The sequence below is a fragment of the Paraburkholderia sp. J63 genome (assembly GCF_905220245.1).
Lineage (GTDB): Bacteria > Pseudomonadota > Gammaproteobacteria > Burkholderiales > Burkholderiaceae > Paraburkholderia.
Window position 1 is genome coordinate 133,280 of record NZ_CAJMZF010000001.1, and the last position, 25,647, is coordinate 158,926.

Genomic DNA, 25,647 nt, shown 5'->3' on the forward strand with positions numbered 1-25,647 from the left:
GACCGGAAGAGAGGAAAGTGATGACGAAGGACAGCGAGGTACTCATCGTAGGCGCGGGCATCGGCGGGCTGACGCTCGCGTTGACCTTGCATCGGGCGGGCATTGCCTGCCGCGTATTCGAGGCCGTGCCCGAGATCAAGCCGCTCGGGGTCGGCATCAATCTGCTGCCGCACGCGACCCGCGAGCTCGCGCAGTTGGGCTTGCTGGAGCCGCTGGCGTCCGTGGCCGTGACCACGCGCGAGTCCGCGTTCTTCAATCGCCACGGGCAACTGATTTACCGTGAGCCCGCGGGCCGTTTCGCGGGCTATCCGTATCCGCAGTTCTCGATTCATCGCGGCGACTTGCAGACGATCCTGCTGGACGCGGTGCGCGAGCGCCTTGGCGCCGACGGCGTGGTCACCGACCGGCGTTGCGTGGGCGCGAGCCAGGACGATGCGGGCGCAACGGCCGAATTCGTCGATGCGGTAGGCGAGCGGCACGCCGCGCGCGGCAGTGCGATCGTCGCGTGCGACGGCATTCACTCGGCCATTCGCAAGCAGTTCTATCCCGACGAAGGCGCGCCGCGCTATTCGGGCGTGAACATGTGGCGCGGGACCATCAAGGCGCCGCCGTTTCTGAGCGGCGCGAGCATGGTGCGCGCGGGCTGGCTCAAGCACGGCAAGATGGTGATCTACCCGATCCGCGACAACGTGGATGCGGCGGGCAACCAGCTCGTCAACTGGGTCGCGGAGATCGAGGCGCCGAAGCCCGCGCGGCGCGACTGGAACGGCCAGGGCCGGCTGGAGGACTTCTTCCCGGCGTTCGCGGACTGGAAGTTCGACTGGCTCGACGTGGCCGCGATGATCGAGCAGACCGAGACCATACTCGAATATCCGATGGTTGATCAGGATCCCTTACCACGCTGGACATTCGGCCGAATCACGCTGCTTGGCGACGCCGCGCACCCGATGGTGCCGCGCGGCTCGAACGGCGCCGGGCAGGCGATCGTCGACGCGCGCGTGCTGGCCGACCGTTGCGGCGAGCTGGGCGTATGCCCGGAGGCGCTGCAGGCCTACGACTGCGAGCGCGTGAAGGCGACCGGCGACGTGGTGCTGATGAACCGCAAGGCGCCGCCGGACAAGATCCTGCAGGTGGTCTACGAGCGCACCCAGGGGCAGCGCTTCGAGCGCATCGAAGACGTGGTGAGCGTGGACGAATTGAGCCAGATCGCGAACCAGTATCGGACCGTGGCCGGTTTTCATCCGGACGCCATGAAGGCGAAGCAGCCGGTGGGCTGAGCTGCATTCGCTTTGGCGTCCGCTTGGGCATTCGCATCGGCTGACGCAAACACAGGGCGCGCGAGTGAGCGGGCGGCGCACGAGCGCCGCTTCGCACCCGCGCCGCACCAAGAAACACGGAGACACGCATGACGGCAAATTCGCTCAACGAGCAGCGCGCGGCCTATTACCGGCAGCTTGCGGCGCAACAGCTTGCACCGCTGTGGGAGTCCTTGCACAACCTCGTGCCCAGCGCGCCACGGCCGCAAGCGCAGGCGGCCATCTGGAAGTACGCACAGATTCGCGATCTCGTCATGGAGGCGGGCACATTGATCAGCGCGCAGGAGGCCGTGCGGCGCGTGCTCGTGCTCGAAAACCCGGGCTTGCCCGGCAAATCGAGCATCACGCCCGCGCTCTATGCGGGGCTGCAACTGATCTTGCCGGGCGAGGTCGCGCCGAGCCATCGGCATACGCAGTCGGCGCTGCGCTTCATCGTGGAGGGGCGCGGCGCGTGGACGGCCGTCGACGGCGAGCGCACCACCATGCGGCCCGGCGACTTCATCATCACGCCTTCGTGGACGTGGCACGACCACGGCAACCCGGTGAGCGCGGAAGGCGGCGAGCCGGTGGTGTGGCTCGACGGACTCGACATTCCCATCGTCGGCGCACTCGACGCGGGGTTCGCGCAAAGCTATCCTGAGCCCACACAGCCGGTGACGCGCCCCGAAGGCCACAGCTTCGCGCGTTTCGGCCACAACATGGCGCCGGTTCGCCACGTCGCGAGCAACCCGACCTCGCCAATCTTTAGTTATCCCTATGAGCGTAGCCGCGAGGCGCTCGATACGCTCTACCGGAATGGCGATCTCGACGAGTGGGACGGCGTGAAGCTCCGGTACGTCAACCCCGTCACCGGCGGCTGGCCGATGCCTACTATGGCGACGTTCATGCAGTACCTGCCCGCGGGCTTCACGGGCAAGACGTACCGCACGACGGACGCGACGATCTTTTGCGTCGTCGAGGGGCAGGGGAGCGCGCGGATAGGCGACGCAACGTTCGAGTTCGCGCCGCACGACGTTTTCGTCGTGCCGTCGTGGCAGCCCGTGAGCCTGAAGGCGCAGGACGATTGCGTGTTGTTCAGCTATTCGGACCGGCCCATTCTTGCGGCGCTGAATCTGCTGCGCGAACAACGCGAATAGCACCCATCGCACCCACTGCACCCATTGCACGAACACCGGGCGCCTCTTGCGCTCGCGTGCTGCCGATTCTCTCCGTTCATATTCAGGAGTCGTTTTACATGGAATTTGTCTTTCAGCCGGAAGCCCCCGTTGCCGTCCCCGTGGCGGGCAGCGAGGCGCACTTCGCGGTCCGCCGCGTCTATTGCGTCGGCCGCAACTACGCGGCCCATGCGCGCGAGATGGGCTTCGATCCCGATCGCGAGCCGCCGTTCTTCTTCTGCAAGCCCGCGGATGCGGTGGTGCCCGTCAACGAGGGCGAAACGCTCGAACTCGCGTACCCGGCGCAAACGCAGAACTACCACTACGAGGCGGAGCTGGTGGCCGTGATCGGCAAGGGCGGCGCCGACATCGCCGTGGCCGATGCGCTCGAGCACGTGTGGGGCTATGCGGTCGGGCTCGACATGACGCGCCGCGATTTGCAGATGAAAATGCGCGAAATGGGCCGGCCGTGGGAGATCGGCAAGGCGTTCGACCGCTCGGCGCCGATCGGGCCCATTCATCGCGCGAGCGAGGTCGGGCACTTCGAGCGCGGCGGTCTCTGGCTCACCGTGAACGGCGAAACGAAGCAGCAGAGCGACGTCTCGCATCTGATCTGGTCGGTGGCGGAAACCGTTGCCGATCTCTCGAAGTTCTTCCGTCTGGAGCCCGGCGACGTGATCTATACGGGCACCCCGGAAGGCGTGGGCGCGGTGAAGGCCGGCGACGCGCTCACCGTCGGCGTGGAAAAGCTCGGCGAACTCCACGTTCGCATCGTCTAACGGGAGGCGCGGGGATGCAGCTCTACAGTTTCTTCAACAGCTCGACCGCGTATCGCGTGCGCATTGCGCTGGCGCTCAAGGGCGTGCCGTTCGATTACGTTCCGGTGAACATCCGCAGCGGCGAACATCGTGCGGCCGATTATGTGGACGCCGTGAATCCCTCGGCGGCCGTTCCCGCCGTGAGCGAGGACGGATTCGCGCTGGGCCAGTCGCTGGCGATCGTCGACTGGCTCGATGCGCGTCACCCGGAGCCCCGGCTCATTCCCGCGCAACCGGAGCAGCGTGCGCGCGTGCTCGAATTGTCGTGTCTGATCGCGTGCGATATTCATCCGCTCAACAATCTTCGCGTGCTCAAGTATCTCGACGCGACGCTGCAGGTCGCGCCCGAGCAGAAAAGCGCGTGGTACAACCATTGGATCGAGGAGGGAATGAGCGGTGTCGAGCGTCTGCTCGCGAAGCACGGCGGCGGGCCGTGGTGTTTCGGCGATCAACCGACGCTCGCCGATTGCTGCCTCGTGCCGCAGATCGCCAACGCGTTGCGCATGGGCTGCGATCTCGGCGCTTATTCGCGCAGTATGGCCGTCTATGAACACGCCGCCGCGCATCCCGCGTTCAAACGCGCCGAACCGAAAGCGCAGAAGGACTTCGTGGCGCCCTAAGCGTGGCGCCCTGAGCGTGCGCCTGGCGGCGGAGGGTGTTCAGGCGATAGTCAGGATCCCGATGGATATTTCCGTGCATTCGTCTGGAACCCGCCATGGCGGGAGTCAGTAGCCGAAGGTGACGCGCACACCGTTCAGCACCACACCACGCGGTCGTACGCGACCGTGCGGCGATAGACATTTCTGCCGCGCCAGCTCGAATACTCCATATAGGCGCAGTCGAGCACCACAATCCAGTTTGTTACGTTCATTGCGTTCCCCAACGTTCGTTTGAATGCAAGACTAGTCTACGGTTGCCATTGGTGGGACGAATTCGCGAGCAAAGCGAGGTTAACCGCTCAGTTCTCTTGTTCATCTCCGGCGCCGCATGGCGGGAGCCCTGCAATCGGGTGTTTCACCTGCCATGTTGCACCGCAACTGCAGTGCCCGGTCGCCGCCCGCGAAACGGGTGCCGCGCACTGCCCCGAGCCCCCAGGACCCCGCCGTTCTGTCCCTTCTCCTGCTGCAAAGCCCGGTCGCGCTTACCGGGTTCCTGGTCATCTTTACGGCAGGGCCGCGCCTGGCTGTAGCCGTCCAGAGGCCATTTTTGCGGGGTTCGATCAGCGAGCCGCTTCAATTAACCTGGGTCTCCGAACTAGTGTAAAGGCGTTACCGAAGCATCGGCCAAGGTGTTGCGAAAGCGCCGCACTGCTCAGGTTTGCCGCGCCGCTGCCGTTAACCGTATCAACCGGCTAGACCGTTTCGCGAGACCCCGGCGGCGCGCCGCTTCCGTCCAGGCAAGATTTACCGATGATTACCGCTCCACTCCCGCTCGATGAGGACCTCCGCCTGCGCTCGCTCAAGCGCCTGGAGATACTCGACTCCGAGCCGGAGGCGGCGTTCGACCGCATCGCGCGCCTTGCGGCCTGGGCGTTCAAGGTGCCCATCGTGCTGGTTTCGCTCGTCGACGAAGATCGCCAGTGGTTCAAGGCGCGCTACGGCCTCGCGGCCTGCGAAACGCCGCGTAGCGTGTCGTTCTGCGCGCATGCGGTGCTCAGCAAGCGCCTGCTCGTGGTCGAAGACGCGCTCGACGACGAGCGCTTCCTCGACAATCCGCTCGTGCTGGGTGCGCCGCACATCCGCTTCTATGCCGGTGCGCCGCTGCGGCTCGCCGATGGCCAGGTGGTGGGCACGCTCTGCCTGATCGACACCGTGCCGCGCAGCTTCGAGCCGCGCGACGCCGAGGCGCTCGCCGGCTACGCGCAGCTCGTCGAGCGCGAGCTGGAAGTGCGCGCGCAGCTGATCCGCTCGCAAACGGCGCATGAGCGCGACCGGCGCTCGCTCGCGATCAGCGAGGCGCGCTTCACCACGGTGTTCAAGGAAACGCCCGTCGGCAATGCGCTCGTCGATCTCGACGGCCGCTTTCTCGACGTCAACCAGGCCTTCTCGGCGATCGTCGGCTATGGCGAGGACAGCCTGCGCACGCTCACGTTCGCCGAGGTCACGCATCCCGACGATCTCGGCGCGGACCTCGCGCTCGTCGCCGAACTGCTCGCGGGCAAGCAGGCCACCTACGTGATGGAAAAGCGCTACGTGCGCCCCGACGGCACGGCCATCTGGGTTAATCTGGCCGTCACGCTCGTGCGCGACGGGGCCGGCGTGCCGCTCCATTTCATCGCCGCCGTGCAGGACATCGACAGCCGCAAGAAGAGCGAGGAGGCGCTGCGCAACTATCACGCGGAGCTGGAAGAGCGCGTGCGCGAGCGCACGGCCGAGCTGCGCCGCAGCCGCGACGCCTTGCAGACCATCACCGACAATTTGCCCGCGCTGATCGCCGTGGTCGATCGCGACCTGCGCTACCAGTTCAACAACGAGGCGTTCAAGCGCGTGTTCGGCATGCCGTCGGCGGCACTGCGCGGCGCGAGCATCCAGGAGACGCTGCGCCCCGAGGTGTTCGAGCGGCTGAGGCCGCTCTTCGCGCGCACGCTCGCGGGCGAGCGCGTGACCTGCAACGAGGTGCGCTATCGCGCCGACGAGGAGCGCGTCTGGTGCACGACCTATATCCCGGCCGAGCGCGAAGGCAAGGTGACGGGCTTCTACGTGATGTCGCACGACATCACCGAGCAGCGCCGCACCGAGCAGCGCCTGCGCGAGAACGCGCTGATCGACCCGCTCACGGGGCTCGCGAACCGGCGGGCGCTCCAGGAGGAGCTGGGTGCCACGCTGGCGCACGCGGGCGCCTTTGCGCTGTTCTTCATCGACCTGGACGGCTTCAAGGGCATCAACGACCGCTTCGGCCACGACACGGGCGACGCGCTGCTGCGCGAGGTTGCGCGCCGGCTTTGCGCAACGGTGCGCGCGGGCGACATGGTGAGCCGGCTGGGCGGCGACGAATTCGTGGTGGTGAGCCGGGGCGTGGCCGACGCGGGCGGGGCCGAGCGCATCGCGCAGGCGATTTGTCATGCGCTCGCGCGGCCGTTCGTGGCGGGCGGCCAGGTCGTGGAGGCCAGCGCGAGCGTGGGGGTGGTGCTGCAAGGCGCGGGCGATGCGGTGCGTGGCGCGCGCGTGCCGGATCCGCTCCGTCTGGCCGACGCCGCGATGTACGAGGCCAAGCGCGCCGGGCGCAACACCTGGCGCGTCGCGCGCCATGCCGCGCGCGAGTTGCTGGCCGGGTAAATGCGTCGTGCGCCGCGCGCCGCGCGTCGTTCGGCGCGGACGGCGCGGACGGCGCCCACACGGATGGGCGGATGGCGGCACGGCGATACAATTCGGACTTGACGTCCCGCCTTTCCCGCACAGCACGCACCGCAATGACCCAATCGTCCCAAGCCACGCCTGCGCCCACGCCGCTCGACCGTCTCATGGAGCAAGTCCTCGCGTTCCGCGACGCGCGGGACTGGCAGCAGTTCCATACGCTGCGCAATCTGATCGTCTCGACGAGCGTGGAGGCCGGCGAACTGCTCGAAACGATCCAGTGGAAGGACGACGCCCAGATTGCGGCGCTCGTGGCCGACCCGTACGGCCGCGCGCACCTCGAACAGGAATGCGCCGACGTGTTCATCTATCTGCTGCTCGTGGCGCATACGGCCGGCTTCGATCTCGTGAAGGCGGCGGCGGACAAGGTGCGGGTCAACGAGACGCGCTACCCGGTCGAGAAGGCGAAGGGCAACGCGAAAAAGCACAGCGAGCTTTGACGGGCAGCGCCGCGCTCAGCTCGTGAGATTCTGCTCGAGCCGCTCGAATACGCGCTGCGTCGCGCCGCGCGCATGGAGCGCGAACAGCAGCAGCGAGCGGCCCGTGACCTGGTAGACGTCGCCGGCCTCGAAGTTCTCGAGCTCGTCGCGCACCGGCTGGTTCGTGTCGATGAGGCAGCTCCACTGGTCGTTGCCCGGCACCGAAGGCAGCGTGAAGTCCACCACGTCGTGGTACGCGTTGAGGACGATGAGCAAGGTCGCGTCGGAAGCGAGGCGCATGATGCCGCTCGTTTGCGAGCGCCCATCGATCAGCATGCCGAAGCATCGCATCTGCGCGTCGTCCCATTGCTCGACGGTGAGCGGCACCCCCGCGGGCGTGAGCCATTCGACGTCGGTCACGTCCAGCGCGGCGTTGTGCTCGCCGGCCAGAAAGCGGTTGCGCCGCAGCACCGGCAGCGCGTGGCGCAGCGCCGTGAGCTTGCGCACGAACTCGGCGAGCGCGCGGCCGTCGTCGTCGATGCCTTCCCAGTCCACCCAGCTGATTTCGTTATCCTGACAATAGGCGTTGTTGTTGCCGTGCTGCGTGCGGCCGAATTCGTCGCCGGCGAGCAGCATGGGCGTGCCCTGCGAGAGCAGCAGCGTCGCGAGAAAATTGCGCTTCTGGCGCTCGCGCAGCGCGCGGATCTGCGCGTCGTCGGTCGGGCCTTCGGCGCCGCAGTTCCACGAGAGATTGTCGGCGTGGCCGTCGCGGTTGTCCTCGCCGTTGGCCTCGTTGTGGCGCTCGTTGTACGAGACCAGGTCGTGCAGCGTGAAGCCGTCGTGCGCGGTTACGAAGTTCACGCTCGACCACGGCTTGCGCCCGCGCCGGTTGAAGCGGTCGCCCGAGGCGCACAGGCGCGTGGCGAGATCGGCGGCTTTGGCCTCGTCGCCCTTCCACCAGCCGCGCACGGTGTCGCGAAAGCGGTCGTTCCATTCGGCCCAGCCCGGCGGAAAGCCGCCCACCTGGTAGCCGCCGGGGCCGCAGTCCCACGGCTCGGCAATCAGCTTGACGCTCGCGAGTATGGGGTCCTGGCGGCAGCTGTCGAGAAAGCCGCCGCCTTCGTCGAAGCCATAGGGCTCGCGCCCGAGGATCGTCGCGAGGTCGAAGCGAAAGCCGTCCACGCCCATTTCGAGCACCCAGTAGCGCAGGCTGTCGGTGACCATCTGCAGCACGCGCGGATGCGAGAGATTGAGCGTGTTGCCCGTGCCCGTGTCGTTGATGTGATAGCGCGGGTTGTCGGCCACGAGCCGGTAGTACGAGGCGTTGTCGATGCCGCGAAACGAGAGCGTGGCGCCAAGCTCGCTGCCTTCGGCCGTGTGGTTGTAGACCACGTCGAGAATCACTTCGAGACCGGCCTGATGGAAGCGGTCCACCATGTTCTTGAATTCGTCGATCGAGCCCTGCGCGCCCACCGAATAGCGCGGGTCGGGCGCGAAGAAGCCGATGGTGTTGTAGCCCCAGTAGTTGGTCAGGCCGCGCTCGAGCAGATGCGCGTCGTTGAGGAAGGTATGCACGGGCATCAGCTCGACCGAGGTGACGCCCAGGCTGCGAATGTAGTCGAGCACCTTCGGATGCGCCATGCCCGCGAAGGTGCCGCGTTCTTCCTCGGGCACCTCGGGATGGCGGATGGTGTAGCCGCGCACGTGCGTTTCGTAGACGATCGCGCGTTCGCGCGGCACGCGCTCGCGCAACGGGTGGTGCCAGCTGAAGGTCTGGTCGACCACGCGGCAGCGCGGCACATAGCGCGCGCTGTCACGCGTGTCGAAGGAGAGGTCGGCCTCGGGGCTGCCTAGCGTATAGCCGAACACCGAGGGATGCCACTTGAGCGCGCCCACGTGCGCCTTCGCATAGGGGTCGAGCAGCAGCTTGTGCGGATTGAAGCGATGCCCCGCCTGCGGCTCGTAGGGCCCGTGCACGCGGTAGCCGTAGATCGCGCCCGGCGCGAGGTCGGGCAGGAAGACGTGCCAGACCTCGTCGGTGAATTCGGGCAGCACGATGCGCTCGATCTCGCGCAGGCCGGTGGTCGGGTCGAAGAGACACAATTCGACCCGGGTCGCGTTCGCGGAGAACAGCGCGAAATTCACGCCGTTCCCGGTCCAGGTGGCGCCGAACGGGAACGGCTGGCCTTCGGCAATGCGGCTGGCGGTCTTCTTCCTCATGAGCCCTCGCGCGCCCGGCAGGGCGTCATTTGACGGTCTGCACCACCTCGAAGCCTTCGAACTCGGGATGGCTCAGATACATCGGGCGGTTCTGGTCCGCGTTACCGGCATTGCCCGCGTTACGGTGGGCGGCGCGAAACGCGTCGGAGCGCGTCCAGGCTTCGAACGCGGCGTGGTTCGCCCAAATCGTGTGGCTCGCATAGAGCACGTGATCCTCGCGCTGCGGGCCTTTGAGCAGATGAAACTCGACAAAGCCCGGCACTTCTTTCAGGTGCGTGTCGCGGTTCTTCCAGACGTCTTCGAACGCGGCTTCCGAACCCGGCGCGACCTTGAAGCGGTTCATGGCGATGTACATGCGGCCCTTCCTTGTTGGTTGTGTGGCGGTCTCCGATTATAGGAGCGCCCGGTGCCGGAGGGCTTCAGCAAGACGCGTTCCCGCCGCGACGATTTTTGTGTGCCGATTGCGTATGAATGGCGCACGAATGGCGCGCTAACGCGCGATCGGCGGCGCTGAGCGGCTCACGCCTGCGCGTGCGCCTCGGCTTCCACGCGCGGCCGCAAGCCGCTGACCGAGGCGGTGAGCCCGCGCCCGCCGGGGTTGTTGTGCAGCACGAGCTGCAGCCCATGGCGCTGGGCGATGCGCATCGCAATCGAGAGGCCGAGGCCGCTGCCGGTGCCCTGCACGTGGCTCGATCGATAGAAGCGGTCGAGCACGCGGCCGAGATCCGCTTCGGGAATGCCGGGCCCGTTGTCCACGACTTCGAAGCCCGCTTGCTCGCCCGCGCGCGTGAGCACGAGATCGATCTTGCCGCCGCGCGGCGTGTAGCGGATCGCGTTGTCGATCAGATTGTTGAGCAGCGTGGCGAGCCCGTGCGGATCGGCGCTCACCTCATAGGCGTCGTCTTCGGTCGCGGGCGCGCGCACTTCGAGACCGAGGTCGATGTCCTTGTCCTCCGCGAGCAGCGAAAGATCGCCGATGGCCTGCTCGCACAGACGCCGCAGGCTCACGACAGCGACGGCCAGCGTGGGCTGCGCGTCCTCGCGCGCGAGCGTGAGCAACTGCTGCACGAGCCGGATCAGGCGGTTCAGGCGGGTTTCGATGCGCTCGGTCGTTTGCGGCTCGCCCGAGAGCGTGCCGTCGCGCAGCGCGGCCTGCCATTGCAGCTTGAGCGCCGCGAGCGGCGAGCGCAATTCGTGCGCGGCATCGGCGATGAAGGTGCGCTGCGCCTGCGAAGCGACGTTCAGGCGCTGCAGCAGACCGTTGAGCGCCTCCACCAGCGGACGCAGCTCGATGGGCGCGCCGTCCAGCCTGACCGGCTCCAGCGCGTTGTACGAGCGCGCGGCGAGCAGGCCGGAAAGCGCGCCGACGGGCGCAAGCCCGCGCGCCACCACGAGCAGCACGAGCACGATGGCCACCGGCACGAACAGCGCGAGCGGCCACACCGTATGCAGCGCGAGCCGCAGCGCCAGCGCCTCGCGCACGGAGATGGGCTGGGCCACCTGCACGAAGCGCTCGGGCTGCTGCACGCCGAAGGTGCGCCAGTGCGTTTCCGCGCGCTCGATCGTATGGAATCCTTCAGGATTGCGCGGTAGCGGCGCGTCGTGCGAGGTGTGGTAGATCGGCGTGCCGCCCGCGTCCCAGATCTCGATGAGGATGCGGTCGTCGGCGATACCTTGCATGTCGGGCGCGGCGTGCTCCGTGTGGCCTTCCTTGAGGTTCGAGGGCAGCGAGAGCGCGACGGCGCGCAGCTCGTAGTCGAACAGCTCGTTCGCCTCGTTGTGCGCGGTGTGAAAGATGCCGAAGCCGGCCACTACCGACCCCGCTGCGAAGCCGCAGATCAGCCAGCCCAGCAGCCGGCGGCGGATCGATCTCATTCGCCCCTCTTGAGCCGGTAGCCCACGCCACGCACCGTGACGATCTGCTCCGCGCCGATCTTGCGGCGCAAGCTGTGCACATGCACTTCGATCGTGTTGCTGCCCACTTCCTCGCCCCAGCCGTAAAGCCGCTCTTCGAGCTCGGCCTTGGTGAACACGCGCGCGGGCTCCTCGATCAGCACGTGCAGCAGCGCGAATTCGCGCGGCACGAGCGAGACCGGCTCGCCGCCCTGGGTCACTTCGTGGCCGGCCGGATCGAGCGCGAGATCGCCGTGCGCATAGACGGGCTGCTTGCGGCCGGTGCGCCGCCGCAGCAGCGCGCGGGCGCGCGCGGCGAGTTCGTCGAGATCGAAGGGCTTGACGAGGTAGTCGTCGGCGCCGGCGTCGAGCCCGCTCACGCGGTCGGTCACGCTGTCGCGCGCGGTGAGGATCAGGATCGGCGCTTCGCCGCCGCGCCGCCGGTAGGCGGCCAGCACGCTCACGCCGTCCTTCTTCGGCAGGCCGAGGTCGAGCAGCACGAGGTCGTAGACGTCGTTGGCGAGCGAAAGCTCGGCCTCGCGGCCGTCCTTGGCCCAGTCGACGGCATAGCCTTCGCGGCGCAGCGCGCCGAGCACGGGCTCGGCAATCATTTCGTCGTCTTCGACGAGCAAGAGACGCATCAGGGTGCTCCAGGTCGCTTCTTCTGTCTGCAATTGTCGCTCAGTCGTGCGCATGGCATCGCCTTCGTCGCGCTTCAGGGTTCCGGGTTTGCGTACCGGGCCGTCTAGCGCCCGGGGCCCGTGCGAGGCATTCTGCGGCGGCGATGCTTACGCAAGCCTTAACCCGGGGGGACGATACGGGGCATCGTAGTGTTAATTGTCGGAAAATCGAAAGGAAAACCGGATTGCCGATTTTCGATAACACGTCGATTAATGACTCTCTAGCATGGTCTCCAACACCCACTGCGCCCCATCGCGGCTCCCGCCGCGCGGGCCATCCCGGAGGAGAAAACACCATGCAGGCAGAGTCGAAAGGCCATGGCGCCGCGCCAGCGCTCAAGCAGACGCTGGGTACGTGGCAGTTGTGGGGCATCGCGGTCGGGCTCGTGATTTCCGGCGAATACTTCGGCTGGAGCTACGGCTGGGCCACGGCGGGCACGCTCGGCTTCGTCATCACGGCGCTGTTCGTGGCGGCGATGTACACCACCTTTATTTTCAGCTTCACCGAGCTCACCACCTCGATTCCGCATGCGGGCGGCCCCTTTGCCTATGCGCGCCGCGCGTTCGGCCCGGCCGGCGGCTATCTCGCGGGCGCGGCCACGCTCGTGGAATTCGTGTTCGCGCCGCCCGCCATTGCGCTGGCGATCGGCGCCTATCTGCATGTGCAGTTTCCCGGCCTTGAACCGAAGCACGCGGCCATGGGCGCGTATCTCGTGTTCATGGCGCTCAATATCGTGGGCGTGCAGATTGCCGCGACCTTCGAGCTCGTGGTCACGCTATTCGCGATCTTCGAACTGCTCGTGTTCATGGGCGTGGTGTCGCCGGGCTTTGCCTGGGCCCACTTCCTGAAGGGCGGCTGGTCGGGCAGCGATCATTTCTCGCTGGGTGCTTTCCACGGCATGTTCGCGGCCATTCCGTTCGCGATCTGGTTCTTCCTCGCCATCGAGGGCGTGGCCATGGCCGCGGAAGAAGCGAAGAACCCGAAGCGCTCGATCCCCATTGCCTACGTGACCGGCATTCTCACGCTGGTCGTGCTCGCGGTGGGCGTGATGGTGTTCGCGGGCGGCGCGGGCGACTGGTCGCGGCTCGCCAACATCAACGATCCGCTGCCGCAGGCCATGAAGTACATCGTGGGCGAGCATAGCGGCTGGATGCACATGCTCGTGTGGCTCGGGCTGTTCGGCCTCGTCGCGTCGTTTCACGGCATCATCCTCGGCTACTCGCGCCAGATTTTCGCGCTCGCCCGCGAAGGCTATCTGCCCGCGTGGCTTGCCCGCGTGCATCCGCGCTTCAAGACGCCGTATCGAGCGATTCTCGCGGGCGGCGTGGTCGGCATCGCGGCCATCTATAGCGACGAGCTGATCCAGTTCGGCGGCCAGACGCTCACCGCGAACATCGTGACGATGTCGGTGTTCGGCGCCATCGTCATGTACATCATCAGCATGGCTGCGCTCTTCAAGCTGCGCCGCACGCGGCCCGAGATGGAACGGCCGTTCCGCGCGCCGCTTTATCCGCTGTTTCCGGCCTTCGCGCTGGCTGCCGCGCTCGTGTGCCTCGCCACCATGGTCTATTACAACGCGCTCGTGGCCCTGATCTTCGTGGTGTTTCTCGCGCTGGGCTATGCTTATTTCCTGGCGACCCGCGCGCAGCGCGACGCGGCGGCGAGCGCGCAGCCGGAGCTCGGGGCCGATGCGCCCATCGAATCGGCGGGCGTGCTGCTCGAAGAATGAGCGCGCGCCAGGCGCAAAACAGGAGTTGAAGCGATGTCCTCAGTGTCATATACGGAGACGATCGGTCCGCGCACGTACCGGTTTGCGGACCTCAAGACCTTGCTCGCCAAGGCGAGCCCGCTGCGCAGCGGCGACCAGCTCGCGGGCGTGGCGGCGGCGAGCGAGGAGGAGCGCGTGGCCGCGAAGATGGCGCTCGCCAACGTGCCGCTCAAGACCTTCCTGAACGAGGCCCTCGTGCCTTATGAGGAGGACGAAGTTTCGCGCCTGATCGTTGATACGCACGACAAGGCGGCGTTCGCGCCCATCTCGCATCTCACCGTGGGCGATTTTCGCAACTGGCTGCTTTCGCCCGAGGCGGACAGCGCGACGCTCGAACGCGTGGGGCCCGGCATCACGCCCGAGATGGCGGCGGCGGTATCCAAGCTCATGCGCAACCAGGATCTGATCGCGGTGGCGAAAAAGCGCCCCGTGGTCACGCGCTTTCGCAACACGGTGGGGCTGCCGGGGCGCATGTCGGTGCGCCTGCAGCCGAACCATCCCACCGACGACGTGAAGGGCATCGCCGCCTCGATGCTCGACGGCCTCATGTACGGCTGCGGCGACGCGATGATCGGCATTAATCCGGCCACGGACAGCCTGTCCGCCATCGTCAAGCTGCTCGCGATGATCGACGGCTTTCGCGAGCGCTACCGCGTGCCGACGCAGTCGTGCGTGCTCACGCACGTCACCAACACGATCGCGGCCGTGGAGAAGGGCGCGCCCGTGGACCTCGTGTTCCAGTCGATCGCGGGCACGGAGAAGGCCAACGCGAGCTTCGGCATTTCGCTCGCGCTGCTCGGCGAGGCGCGCGAGGCCGCGCTCTCGCTCAAGCGCGGCACCGTGGGCAACAACCTCATGTACTTCGAGACGGGGCAGGGCAGCGCGCTTTCGGCGAACGCGCATTACGGCGTCGATCAGCAGACCTGCGAGGTGCGCGCCTATGCGGTCGCGCGGCGCTTCGAGCCGTTCCTCGTGAATACGGTGGTGGGCTTCATCGGCCCGGAATATCTCTACGACGGCAAGCAGATCATTCGCGCGGGGCTCGAAGACCACTTCTGCGGCAAATTGTTAGGCGTACCGATGGGTTGCGATATCTGCTATACGAACCACGCCGAAGCCGATTCCGACGACATGGACACGCTGCTCACGCTGCTGGGCGCGGCGGGCATCAACTTCATCATGGGCATTCCGGGCGCCGACGACGTGATGCTCAACTACCAGAGCACCTCGTTTCACGACGCGCTCTATGTGCGCGATCTGCTCGGCCTGCGGCGCGCGCCCGAGTTCGAGGAATGGCTGGAGACGATGGAGATCGCCGACGCGAAAGGCGCGCTCTTGCCCACCTCGGCGCGCGTGCCGCTGCTCGCGGGCGCGCATGAGTGGATGGGCACTGGCTTGGGAGCGAGCGCATGAGCGACGCCGTCGAAAAGAATCCGTGGGCCGGCCTCAAGGCGTTCACGAATGCGCGCATCGCGCTGGGCCGCGCGGGCAATGGCCTGCCGACCGCGCCGCTGCTCGCGTTCAATCTCTCGCATGCGCAGGCGCGCGACGCCGTGCATCAACCGCTCGACGCCGAGGCGCTGCGGCGCGCGCTGGAGGACGCGGGCTTCGCCACGCTCGGGGCGGCAACCGCCGCGCCCGACCGCGAGCATTATCTGCGGCGCCCCGACCTCGGGCGCAGGCTTTCGGACGAGAGCCGCGCGGCGCTGGCCGAGGCGGGCCGCGAGCGTCGCGAGGGCAACGAAAGCGAAGATAGCCCCGATATCGTGTTCGTGATCGGCGACGGCCTCTCTGCGTTTGCCGCCGCGAAGCAGGCCTTGCCGCTGCTGCAGGCCATGCGCGAGCGCCTGAACGCCGATGCCGCGGCGGGCCGCGGCTGGCGCATCGGCCCCGTGGTGGTGGCGCGCCAGGCGCGCGTCGCGCTCGGCGACGAGATCGGCGAGTTGCTGGGCGCGAAGCTCGTGGCGATGCTGATTGGCGAGCGGCCGGGCCTGAGCTCGCCCGACAGCCTGGGCGTCTACCTCACCTGGGCGCCGAAGGTAGGGTGCCACGACGCGATGCGCAATTGCATCTCGAACGTGCGGCCCGAGGGCCTGCCCTACGAGGGCGCCGCGCACAAGCTGCACTATCTGCTCACGCACGCGCGGCGGCTCGGGCTGACCGGCGTGGGCCTCAAGGACGATAGCGACGCGCTCCTGCCCGAAGCGCAGGAGACGGAGCGGATCGAGTCTGCCTAGGCTCGACCCCTTCGCGATTCCGTCCCCATCGCGCGCCGCACCGCGCCTCGCGCACGCACGCTCGTGCCCCTCATTCGCGCCACCGTCGTGCACCGACCTATGGTTGCACCGCATTGGTCAGCACATGGCGCTGCGTCGATAATGCGCATTTGTTGAACATCGAAGCGAGCGCAGTGCGCCGCCATTGCGCACCCGCCGCCCGACGCGGAGCGCGCCATGCGCCGCCGCGCGCGCCGCGAGCCGTCCCGCATGGCCGCACGATCTGGCGCGGATTTTGCATCTCCTGCGCGGATCGTTTCGACAGACAGGTTGCGCAAGGAGGCACCCCATGGATCACACGGCGACGCCGCTCGAGCAGACGGCCGAGGACACGCGCCTGAGCGCGCAGGGTGCGCATGCGCCGACGGGGCGCGCGGTGGTGAGCGTCGCGCACGACGCCGACGAGCAGGCACGCAATCTCGTCGGCTGGCGGCAGACCTACGACCAGCTCGCGGCGGGCCGCTTCGTCGGCAGGCTCACCGAGATTCCGCTCGACACCATGAAGGTCTTCTGCGAGACCACGAGCCACACGCTGCGCCAGGCGTGCGAGGTGCGCGGCGACGCGTACTGGTTCGGCATTCCCGCCGCGCGCGACCAGCAGGCGCGCATCGACGCGCAGCCGTTCGGCGCGCAGGCGTTCGCCGTGCGGCCCGGCAACGTGGAATTCGAGCTGCTCACGCCCGCGCAGTTCTCGATCTATGGCGTAGTGGTGCGCGGCGAGGTGCTGCGCCATTACGCCCAGACCGTCGAACGCGTGCCGCTCGACGCACGGTTGCCCGATACGCCCATCGTGCAGGCCGGCGCGGGGCGTCTCGCGCATCTATGCGGACTGCTCGCGCGGCGCCTGGGCGATGTGGACGGCACACATGGTACGCGCGATGCCGGTGCGCCGCTCTCCGACTTCGCGCGCAACGATCTGCAGGCCGAATTGCTGGCGGCGCTGTTCGACGCCTGCACGGCGGAGGGAACCGAGGCGGCCGAATCCGCTATCGGGGGCGTTGATCAGGCTTCGCGGCGGCGCTGGATCGTCGCGCAGGCGCGCGACTACGTGCTCGCGCATCGCTCGCGGCCCGTCGGGGTGCCCGAGCTTTGCGAGCAGTTGCTCGTGAGCCGCCGCACGCTGCAATACTGCTTCCAGGACGTGCTCGGCATGGCGCCCGCGACCTATCTGCGCGCGCTGCGCCTGAACGGCGCGCGCCGCGACCTGTGCGGGCGCGCGGCCGGTTCGGTGCAGGACGTGGCCGCCGCCTGGGGCTTCTGGCATTTGAGCCAGTTCGCGACCGATTATCGGCGCATGTTCGGCATGCGGCCTTCGGAGGCGCTGCGCGCCGCTTGAGCGTTGCGCGTGGCCCACGCGCAAATTCATTCGGATACCTGATGATTGGCCGGGCGTGCCACGAACTTCCCGGGACTCGTGCCGGTGAGGCGCCGGAACATCGCGATGAACGCCGACGACGTCGCATAGCCCAGATCGAGCGCCACGGACTCCACGCTGCGCCCGGCCTGCAAGAGCGGCAACGCGCTCACGAGACGCAGCCGCGCGCGCCACTCGGTCAGCGACATGCCCAGCTCGCGCTGCGCGTGGCGCATCAGCGTGCGCTCGCTCATGGCGAACGCGGCGGCCAGCTCGGCGAGCGGGCGATTGTCGGCGGGATTTTTGTGGAAGACCTGGAGCACGGCGTTCAACTCGGGGTTGTCGGCGTGGGGGAGGTAGCTGCCCGTGGAGGCGCAGGTCGAGAGCAGGTCCACGAGCACGCGCAGCAGACGCGCACGCGCAGGCGACTCGCTGCCGTCGTGCCCCGCGGGCGGCAGCGCGCGCAGATGCTCGAGCATCGCGCGCACGAGCGGCGAGACCATCACCGCGCAGGTTTGCGCGGGCATCGCGGTGCAGAGCTCGCGGCTGATATAGACCGAGCAGTGCACGGTCTCCGCATGATTGAAGCCGATATGCTCGGTGCCGGGCGCAATCCACAGGCCCATATGCGGCGGTGCGAGAAAGTATTCGTCGCCGGCCGTGACCTCCGTGATGCCGCTGAACGAATAGACGAACTCGCCCCACGGATGCCGCATCGTCGGATAGCGCGCGTGCGACGGCAGGTGCTCGGTGCGGAAATACACGGGCACGGGCAGCGTGCCGGCGAACGGCGGCGGACTCACGTGCTGCAGCACGTTGCGCGTGGAGCCGGCGGCCGGCGGGCGGGGTTTCTGCATGGCGTGAACGCGTGCGATTCTGCGCGGAGAGCGTGCGTGAAGGTACGGCGCTACAAGCGGTAATAAGCGGGACGCAAAGCGGGGACGCGAAGCGCGGTGCCCGCTTCGGTCAGGCGTAGATGAGGGTTCTTCTCAGGGCTTCGAAGAACAGTTCCGATTGCAATCGCTCGCTCTGGACCTGGTCCGCGACCCGTTGCGCGAGATCGGCGGCCACGGGCCGCAGCGCGCGCCCCGTCGAGCCTGCGAGCACTTGCGAGGCGCAGGCGCGCTCGAGGTAATAGAGATCGTCGAATGCGTAGTCGATGCGCTCGCCGCACACCACGACGCCATGATTGCCGAGAAAGCCGATGTCCTTGCCGTTCAGCGCATGCGCGATGCGCTCGCCTTCCTCGGGGCCGAGCGCGAGGCCGTTATAGTCGCGGTCGAGCGCGACGCGGCCGTGGTAGCGCATGGCGTTCTGCGAGAGCGTCGTGTCGAGCCCGCAGTCCTCGGTGAGCGTGAGCGCCGTGGCGTAAGGCATATGGGTGTGCAGAACGCAGGTCTTCTTGGCAATGCGATGGATCGCGGCGTGGATGAACATGGCCGTGGGTTCCACCGGATGCCTGCCCGCCACCACGGCGCCGGCCGCATCGACGATCACGATATCGTCGCCCTCGACTTCGCTCCACATCAGGCCGCGCGGGTTCAGCAGGAACAGCCCGTCCTCGTCGGGAAGCGCGACGCTGAAGTGATTGCAGACCCCTTCGCCGAGGCCAAAATGCGCAGCGGCGCGCAGGGCCAGCGCGAGATCCGCGCGCCGCTTTTCGACGTCGGGATCGTGAAATATCGCGGGGAACTCGTTCATCGTCTCGTCTCCTGTCTCGTGCCGCGCGGGGTTCGAAGTGGCGCATCGTTGGCTTGTCCGCCTGCATGCAGTTTCCCGGCTTGCGGCGCGGCTGTCCAGCCCTGCCTCCAGCCCTGCCAATATGCAATACGCAATACGCCGGCAGGGCTCGCTACCTCGGGAGCCGGTTTATTGGACGCGCGCGGAAGGTTGCGCCGCCTGCGTTTGCTTCTGCTGATAGCGCCGGTTCAACCACGACGCCATGACGACGCAGATGGCAAGCGCCGCCGTTGCCCCGACCTCGGTCCTGTGCTGCTCGCCCAGCAACATCACGACCAGCACGACGCAGATGAACGCAATGACCGCCCACGTGAGCCACGGAAAGCACCACATCTTCAACTGGAGGCCATCCTTCGCGAGGTCGAGTCTCGCGCGCATGCGAAGCTGCGAGACCGCGATGACGAGATACACGAGCAGCGCAATGGCGCCCGACGTGGCCAGCAGGAAGCTGAACACGCGCTCGGGCACGAGGTAGTTCGCAATCACGGTGAGAAAGCCGAACGCGGTGGATGCGAGCACGGCCGCACGCGGCGTGCCGGCCTTGTCGGTCTTGCGCAGCATGGCGGGCGCATCGTGGCGCACGGACAGCGAATAGATCATGCGCGAGGCCGTATAAAGCGCCGAGTTCAGGCAGCTCGCGACCGAGAGCAGTACGACGACATCGATGATCGCCTTCGCATTCGGCACGCCGATCAATTCCATGGCGCGCTGATACGAGCCTTGCGACGTCAGGCCGGGATCGGTCCACGGCACGAGCGCCGTCACCACGAAGATCGAACCGAAATAGAACAGCGAAATGCGCCAGATAACCGAGCGCGTGGCGCGCACGATCTGCTGGCGCGGGTTATTCGATTCCGCGGCGGCGATGGTGACGATCTCGGTGCCCATGAAAGAGAACATCGTGGTGAGCATGGCGGCCAGCACGGCGCCGATGCCGTTCGGCATGAAGCCGCCATACGCCACGAGCCGCGAAGCCCCCGACACGCCGGAGTTCGGCAGAATGCCGAGGATGGCGGCGCCGCCCACACAAAGAAACACGATGATCGCGACCACCTTGATGAGCGCGAACCAGAACTCGAACTCGCCATAGTTCTTGACCGAGAGGAGATTCGTGACGGTCAGGATGAACGTGATCCCGAGGGCGTAGACCCAGGTCGCAATGGACGGGAACCACGCGTTGAGAATGGTGGCGGCGGCCGTGGCTTCGATCGGGATCACGAGCACCCAGAACCACCAGTAGAGCCAGCCGATCGTGAAGCCCGCCCAATGGCCGATCGCGTGGTCGGCATAGGTGGAGAACGAGCCGCTATCGGGCTGCGCCGTGGCCATTTCACCGAGCATGCGCATGACGAGCACGACGAGCAGACCCGTGCAGATATAAGCGATCAGCGCCGCCGGGCCGGCTTCGGCGATGGCGTGACCCGAACCCACGAACAACCCTGCGCCGATCACGCCGCCGATCGACATCATCGTCACGTGGCGCTGCTTGAGACCGCTGCTTAATTTCGTGTCTTTTGATACTTGCATGTCTTCTCCAAAGTCAACCCAGTACAGCGCACAAAGTCTCGTTTGCTCATGAAGGCGCGTCAAGGGACATTCGATGCGCGCTTGATAACGGCGCGATTCCGCATAAAAAATGCGGCCGCATCCGTTTTTTACGTACAGATCGTGGGATGAAATCCGATTGACGATGGCGATGCATAGAACGTTCTCGCCATCGTCGCGCATTGAAACGACGCTGCCCGCGAATCCAGTCGTCTTGCATGTGGGCCCATGATTTCGGAGTACAGAAGGTTTATGGGCGAGGTGATGCGTTGCCTTGCATGATGTATTGGACTCGGCGCAGCAGCGGCGCGCGCTAAAGCAACGCGTTACGCGCTATCGGGCCGTTGCGTCGCGGCGCGGGCGAATTCGGCGAAGCGCAGCGCACAGCGCGAGGCGTTTTGCGCGCGCCAGATCAGCGTCTGCTCGAGTGCGTGCGCGCCCTGGAGCGGCACGTATTGCACGCCCGCCATCTGCAGGGCCGTCACGGAGGCCGGCACGATCGCCACGCCGCGCTCGGCGGCGACCAGTGCCACAAGCGTGGTCACTTGCGTGGCCGTGGGTCCGAGGCGCGGCGTGAGCCCCGCGTCCGCGCATAGCTGGTACAGCGCGGCGTTGAGCGCGGAGCCCTGACCCGGCGGATAGACGATAAAGGCTTCGTGCGCGAGTTCGGCGAAGGCGAGCGCGTCACGCGTGGCATGGCGGCTGCCCGAGGGCACCGCGGCGACGAGCGGCTCGCGCGCCACGCTGATTTGCGCGATGCCGCGCGGCGCGGGTTCGGACGCGGCCCAGCCGAACGCGATGTCCAGCACGCCGGCCTCGATCTCTCGATACTGCCCCGCGCTCGCCACTTCACGAAAGCCGAGCTCGACTTCGGGCGACTGGCGGCCGAACGCGCGCACGATCTCGCTGAACACGCGCGACATCGGAATCGAGCTCGTGTAGCCGATCGCGAGGCGCCCCGCGGTGCCGCCCGCGAGCTGTCGCGCCGACGATTCCGCGCTGCCCGCGGCGTCGAGCACATGGCGCGCGTGCTCGAGAAACTGCGCGCCTTCGGGCGTGAGCGTGACGGCGCGCGTGGAGCGCTCGAACAGGCGAATGCCGAGCTCGGCTTCGAGCGAGGAGATATGGCGCGTGAGCGGCGGCTGGGCGATGTGCAGGCGTTGCGCGGCGCGGCCGAAGTGCAGTTCGTCGGCGACGGTCACGAAGTAGCGCAGGCGGCGCAGGTCGAGCATGCGGATCGGTCCGGGTATCAATGGCGACAAAAACGGTATTGGTGCGCGGCGCACGCGCTTGTCAGACTGGATGTCTCGTTACGGCACCTTCGCGGACCATCCTTCATGACTGGCAAGCCCTGGCGCACGGCGTTCTTTCTCTGCGGCTGTGCGGCGTTTCTCAATCTCTATGCGACCCAGGGCATCCTGCGCGAACTCGCGGCCGCCTTCGGCGTGAGCGCCGAGCGCGCGGGGCAGGGCGTGAGCGCCACCACGCTCGCCGTCGCCATTATCGCGCCATTCGTGGGCGCGCTCGCCGCGCCGTTCGCGCGCCGCACGGTCATCGCGCTCGCGGCGATGGGCTCTGCGCTGCCCGCGCTCTTGGCCGCGCACGCGGGCAGTTTCGCGGCGTTCCTCGCGGCGCGCTTCGCGGTGGGCATGCTGATGCCGTTCGTCTTCGCGATTTCCGTGGCGTTCATCGGCGAGCGCTTCGCGCGCGAAGAAGCGGCGCAAGTGAGCGCGCTGTTCGTTGCGGGGACCACGCTCGGCGGCTTCGCGGGGCGCTTCGTCACCAACGCATGCGTTGCCGCGATCGGCTGGCGGCACGCGCTCGACGTCGTGGCCATGCTGACGCTGCTGGTCGGCGTGGCCATCTATGCGTGTCTGCCGGGTTCGCCGCGCGAGGTGAACATAGAGCGCGAGCCGCGTGCGGATGCCGCGCCTTCGCGCCTCGCGCTGCTCGCGCGGCGCCCGCTGCTGGCCGCGTTCGCCTTCGGCGCCTGTGTGCTCGCTTCGCAGGTCGCGACCTTCACGTTCGCGGGCCTGCGGCTCGCGCAGCCGCCCTATGGCTTCGATACGATGCAGATCGGCTCGATCTACGCCGTCTTCCTGCTCGCGGTCGTGGTCACGCCGCTCGCGGGGCGCGTCGCGCGGCATCGCTCGCCGCGCGATCTGGCGGTTTGCGCCGCGCTGCTCGCGCTCGTGGGCGCCCTGCTGACGCTCGCGCATGGTCTGCTGCCGATACTGTGCGGTCTCGCGCTCGGCTCGACGGCCGTGTTCGTCGAGCAGGCCGCGGCGAACGCGTTCATTTCGCAGACCGCGGGCGCGGCGCGCTCGACCGCCATCGGCGTCTATCTCTCGTTCTACTACCTTGGCGGGAGTCTGGGCTCGGTGCTGCCGGTGCCCGCGTGGCGGCTCTGGGGCTGGGGAGGCTGTGTGGCGTTCGTGATCGGCGCGCAGGCGCTGGCGGGGCTGCTTGCGTTGCTGTTCTGGCGCACGCCCACGCAGGAGCCCGCGCAAGAGAGAAGTGCGCGCATTCGCTATGTGTAGCCGCGGCGGTTACGGGGGTTACGCATAGCGCGCGAGAAACATGTCGGCGGCGGCTTGCGCGACTTGCTGCTGCTCGGCTTCGCCGAGCGGCGGCTGGCCCATCGTCACCTGCGGCCAGAATGCAAACGCCTTCACGAGCCCATGCAACTGCTGCGCGGCGAAGAGCGGATCGTCGACGCGCAACCGGCCATCGGCAGCTGCGGCGCGGATCCAGACGGTCACGTCTTCTTCGCGCTGACCGAGGCGCGCCACCATGTCCCGCGCGCGCTCGGGCGAGTGGATGCCCGCGCCGATCGCCACGCGCGCCAGCGCGAGAAACGACTCGTCGGTCATGAGGCGCAGCTTGCGCAGCAAGAGCGCCAGCAATTGCTCGCGCAGCGGCTCCGTGGCGCGATACGCGGGCGGCGTGCCGCCCTGGCTGGCGTCCCAGAGCCGATGCAGGATGGCCGCGAACAGCGCCTCCTTGCTCGGGAAGTGGTTGTAGACCGTGCGCTTCGAAACGCTCGCGCGGGCGGCGATGCGGTCCATGCTGGTGGCGTCGTAGCCGGCGGCGAGAAATTCCTCGACGGCCGCCTCGAGAATGGCGGCGCGCTTTCGGTCGGTCAGGCGCTGAGGGGAGGCGATCGGATCCATACGGCAATTTTACACCGGAGAGTTTACTTTTATCGCGAATAAACTACACTACGGAGTCTACCTTTAGCCGGGAGGCTTCATGGCATCGATCCCCGATTTTCTCGACCGCAGGCTCGGATTCGCCGCCGCGCGCCGCTCGCGCGTCATGTCGGACGGCTCGCCGCAGCACGACGGCACGCGCTTTCGCAACGTGCGTCCGCGCCCGGCGGAAGGGCTCGCGAAGAGCCTCGGCATCATCTGGAACATGTTGTTCAGGAAGCCGCGGGGCACGGTGCCGGCGGGCACGCTGCCGGTCCACGCGCTGAGCCGCGCCGCGCTGGAAGCCGCGCCCGACCGCAGCCTCTACCGGCTCGGTCACTCGACGCTGCTCCTGAAGCTGCGCGGCGAATACTGGCTCACCGACCCGGTGTTCGGCGAGCGCGCCTCGCCGTTCAAGCGCATGGGGCCGAAGCGCTTTCACGCGCCGCCCATCGCGCTCGCCGACCTGCCGCCGCTGCGCGGCGTGATCCTCTCGCACGATCACTACGACCATCTCGACCGCGAGACCGTGCTTGCGCTCGCCGCCACCACGGGCGTGTTTCTCACGCCGCTGGGCGTGGGCGACCGGCTGATCGAATGGGGCATCGACGCGGCGAAGGTGCGCCAGCTCGACTGGTGGCAGAGCGCGAACGTGGAGGGCATCACGTTTACGGCCACGCCGGCGCAGCACTTCTCGGGGCGGAGTCTGTTCGACGGCAACAGCACGCTGTGGGCCTCGTGGGTTCTCGCCGACGACGATCTGCGTGTGTTCTTCAGCGGCGATACGGGTTATTTCGACGGGTTCCGCGAGATTGGCGAGCGCCTTGGGCCGTTCGACGTCACGCTGATCGAGACCGGCGCCTACGACCCGCAGTGGCCTTATGTGCATATGCAGCCCGAAGAGACGGTGCAGGCGCACGTCGACCTGCGCGGCCGCTGGCTCGTGCCGATCCACAACGGCACCTTCGACCTCGCGATGCATCGCTGGCAGGAGCCGTTCGAGCGTGTGACGGGACTGTCCCTCGCGCGGGGCGTGGCGCTCGCGACGCCGCGCATGGGCGAACGGCTCGACCTGGCGGCGCCGCATCGCGGCGAGCGCTGGTGGCGCGAAGTGGCGAGCGAGGCAGAGGCGGTGGCCGCACGCGCGCGCGGGTGGCCGTGCCGCGGGGAGGAGGGTGGGGCGAATTCGTGAGGGGGATGCAGGCGTCGAGTGGAGCGGTGCCGGTTGTAGGGTTATCAAAAACAAAGCCGCCGGCAAACGCCGGCGGCTTCACAAAAAAATCAGACCAACGGCTGAACCCCCCCTACGCCTTGATCCCCGGCGAACGAGCCGGCGCATTGGCCGGCGCCACTGCCGGAACCGGAGCACGCTGCACCGGCTCCACGATCACAACAGGGTCCGGCATCGCCCACAGCGGCACCGCGAAGACCACATGCTGCTGCGCCGGCACGGCGAATCCACCGGCGAATCCATCAACAAACGCGGCATGCTGGAGCGCCATCATCTGCTGTTGCACGGCCATCATCTGCTGTTGCATCGCGGCCATTTGCGCCTGGGCGGCCTGCATCTGCCGCAGCGTGAACGCAGGCGGCGCGCCGCCCGTGCTCGTCTGCATCTCGAAGCTCGCGCCGCCATGCGGGCTGTGCCAGCTCCAGCTGCTGACCTTCATCGGGCCGGCCGCCGTCTGAACGACGTGCGTTTCGGCCTTCACCGGCACGGCCTGTCCATTGACGTTGACGAACATCGGCTGCGCATCTTGTTGTGCACCCCGCTGTGTGCCCATCTGGGCGCCCGCTTCACCCGCAAGCGCCAGCACCGGAACGAGCGCCAGCGCTCCGAGTGCCAACCACGAACGTAATCGCATTTTCGTATCTCCTTCGATCGATACGGCTCGAATCAAAACGAAAGCCTCATGCAA

Annotated in this window: 22 protein-coding genes; 12 read left to right on the forward strand and 10 right to left on the reverse strand. The window is 67.4% G+C overall.

Annotated elements, in window-relative coordinates; genetic code table 11:
* Window positions 1–20: 20 nt before the first annotated feature.
* The 6 genes from U5775_RS00620 (at window position 21) to U5775_RS00645 (ending at window position 7,081) form a co-directional block, all read left to right on the forward strand.
* Entirely contained in the window at window positions 21–1,277 is a 1,257-nt protein-coding gene (locus U5775_RS00620; RefSeq protein WP_322056182.1) for a flavin-dependent oxidoreductase, read from the forward strand.
* A gap of 128 nt (window positions 1,278–1,405) precedes the next feature.
* A complete protein-coding gene (gene gtdA / locus U5775_RS00625; RefSeq protein WP_322056183.1) occupies window positions 1,406–2,452 on the forward strand; it encodes a gentisate 1,2-dioxygenase in 1,047 nt (348 codons plus the stop codon).
* Between the two features lie 98 nt (window positions 2,453–2,550).
* On the forward strand, window positions 2,551–3,249 hold the full coding sequence (locus tag U5775_RS00630) for a fumarylacetoacetate hydrolase family protein (RefSeq protein ID WP_322056184.1): 699 nt from the start codon (window positions 2,551–2,553) through the stop codon (window positions 3,247–3,249).
* 14 nt (window positions 3,250–3,263) lie between these two features.
* Window positions 3,264–3,908, forward strand: a complete 645-nt coding sequence (maiA, locus tag U5775_RS00635; RefSeq protein ID WP_322056185.1) for a maleylacetoacetate isomerase — start codon at window positions 3,264–3,266, stop codon at window positions 3,906–3,908.
* A gap of 789 nt (window positions 3,909–4,697) precedes the next feature.
* Window positions 4,698–6,563, forward strand: a complete 1,866-nt coding sequence (locus U5775_RS00640; RefSeq protein ID WP_322056186.1) for a PAS domain S-box protein — start codon at window positions 4,698–4,700, stop codon at window positions 6,561–6,563.
* Between the two features lie 134 nt (window positions 6,564–6,697).
* Window positions 6,698–7,081, forward strand: coding sequence for a nucleotide pyrophosphohydrolase (locus U5775_RS00645; protein ID WP_322056187.1), 384 nt, complete (start codon window positions 6,698–6,700; stop codon window positions 7,079–7,081).
* Window positions 7,082–7,096: 15 nt separating this feature from the next.
* Here U5775_RS00645 and glgX read toward each other — a convergent pair whose 3' ends face one another.
* From glgX to U5775_RS00665, 4 genes are all read right to left on the reverse strand, one after another.
* Complete coding sequence (gene glgX / locus U5775_RS00650) at window positions 7,097–9,280, reverse strand: glycogen debranching protein GlgX (RefSeq protein WP_322056188.1); 2,184 nt, start codon at window positions 9,278–9,280, stop codon at window positions 7,097–7,099.
* Window positions 9,281–9,305: 25 nt separating this feature from the next.
* Window positions 9,306–9,635: an antibiotic biosynthesis monooxygenase gene (locus U5775_RS00655; RefSeq protein WP_322056189.1), complete on the reverse strand. Its 330-nt coding sequence runs from the start codon at window positions 9,633–9,635 to the stop codon at window positions 9,306–9,308.
* A gap of 164 nt (window positions 9,636–9,799) precedes the next feature.
* Entirely contained in the window at window positions 9,800–11,155 is a 1,356-nt protein-coding gene (locus tag U5775_RS00660) for an ATP-binding protein (RefSeq protein WP_322056190.1), read from the reverse strand.
* Window positions 11,152–11,814 (reverse strand): response regulator, encoded by a 663-nt coding sequence (locus tag U5775_RS00665; RefSeq protein WP_322056191.1) that lies wholly within the window; start codon window positions 11,812–11,814, stop codon window positions 11,152–11,154. Before U5775_RS00665 ends, U5775_RS00660 begins: the two co-directional genes overlap by 4 nt.
* A gap of 335 nt (window positions 11,815–12,149) precedes the next feature.
* Here U5775_RS00665 and eat point away from each other — a divergent pair, with 335 nt between their 5' ends.
* From eat to U5775_RS00685, 4 genes are all read left to right on the forward strand, one after another.
* Complete coding sequence (gene eat, locus U5775_RS00670; protein WP_322056192.1) at window positions 12,150–13,583, forward strand: ethanolamine permease; 1,434 nt, start codon at window positions 12,150–12,152, stop codon at window positions 13,581–13,583.
* 42 nt (window positions 13,584–13,625) lie between these two features.
* On the forward strand, window positions 13,626–15,035 hold the full coding sequence (locus tag U5775_RS00675; protein ID WP_322056504.1) for an ethanolamine ammonia-lyase subunit EutB: 1,410 nt from the start codon (window positions 13,626–13,628) through the stop codon (window positions 15,033–15,035).
* Entirely contained in the window at window positions 15,032–15,859 is an 828-nt protein-coding gene (gene eutC, locus U5775_RS00680) for an ethanolamine ammonia-lyase subunit EutC (protein ID WP_322056193.1), read from the forward strand. The genes U5775_RS00675 and eutC overlap by 4 nt, the downstream gene beginning before the upstream one ends.
* Window positions 15,860–16,187: 328 nt before the next feature.
* A complete protein-coding gene (locus tag U5775_RS00685; protein WP_322056194.1) occupies window positions 16,188–17,234 on the forward strand; it encodes a helix-turn-helix domain-containing protein in 1,047 nt (348 codons plus the stop codon).
* A gap of 26 nt (window positions 17,235–17,260) precedes the next feature.
* Here the strand turns inward: U5775_RS00685 and U5775_RS00690 are convergent, their stop codons facing one another.
* The 4 genes from U5775_RS00690 to U5775_RS00705 form a co-directional block, all read right to left on the reverse strand.
* Window positions 17,261–18,109 carry a helix-turn-helix transcriptional regulator gene (locus U5775_RS00690; protein ID WP_322056195.1) on the reverse strand — a complete coding sequence of 283 codons (849 nt, stop codon included), beginning with the start codon at window positions 18,107–18,109 and terminating at the stop codon, window positions 17,261–17,263.
* 109 nt (window positions 18,110–18,218) lie between these two features.
* Complete coding sequence (locus U5775_RS00695) at window positions 18,219–18,953, reverse strand: aldolase (RefSeq protein WP_322056196.1); 735 nt, start codon at window positions 18,951–18,953, stop codon at window positions 18,219–18,221.
* Window positions 18,954–19,121: 168 nt separating this feature from the next.
* The gene (gabP, locus tag U5775_RS00700) at window positions 19,122–20,519 is read right to left on the reverse strand and encodes a GABA permease (RefSeq protein WP_322056197.1); all 1,398 of its coding nucleotides are present in this window, start codon (window positions 20,517–20,519) and stop codon (window positions 19,122–19,124) included.
* A 344-nt stretch (window positions 20,520–20,863) separates the two neighbouring features.
* Window positions 20,864–21,769 carry a LysR substrate-binding domain-containing protein gene (locus U5775_RS00705; RefSeq protein ID WP_322056198.1) on the reverse strand — a complete coding sequence of 302 codons (906 nt, stop codon included), beginning with the start codon at window positions 21,767–21,769 and terminating at the stop codon, window positions 20,864–20,866.
* A gap of 105 nt (window positions 21,770–21,874) precedes the next feature.
* Between U5775_RS00705 and U5775_RS00710 the strand changes: the two genes are divergently transcribed.
* Entirely contained in the window at window positions 21,875–23,077 is a 1,203-nt protein-coding gene (locus U5775_RS00710) for an MFS transporter (protein WP_322056199.1), read from the forward strand.
* Between the two features lie 18 nt (window positions 23,078–23,095).
* Here the strand turns inward: U5775_RS00710 and U5775_RS00715 are convergent, their stop codons facing one another.
* On the reverse strand, window positions 23,096–23,710 hold the full coding sequence (locus tag U5775_RS00715) for a TetR/AcrR family transcriptional regulator (protein ID WP_322056200.1): 615 nt from the start codon (window positions 23,708–23,710) through the stop codon (window positions 23,096–23,098).
* A gap of 79 nt (window positions 23,711–23,789) precedes the next feature.
* On the opposite strand from U5775_RS00715, the gene U5775_RS00720 reads away from it, so the two are divergent.
* Window positions 23,790–24,920 carry an MBL fold metallo-hydrolase gene (locus U5775_RS00720; RefSeq protein ID WP_322056201.1) on the forward strand — a complete coding sequence of 377 codons (1,131 nt, stop codon included), beginning with the start codon at window positions 23,790–23,792 and terminating at the stop codon, window positions 24,918–24,920.
* 112 nt (window positions 24,921–25,032) lie between these two features.
* Here U5775_RS00720 and U5775_RS00725 read toward each other — a convergent pair whose 3' ends face one another.
* Entirely contained in the window at window positions 25,033–25,593 is a 561-nt protein-coding gene (locus U5775_RS00725; protein ID WP_322056505.1) for a hypothetical protein, read from the reverse strand.
* Window positions 25,594–25,647 lie beyond the last annotated feature (54 nt).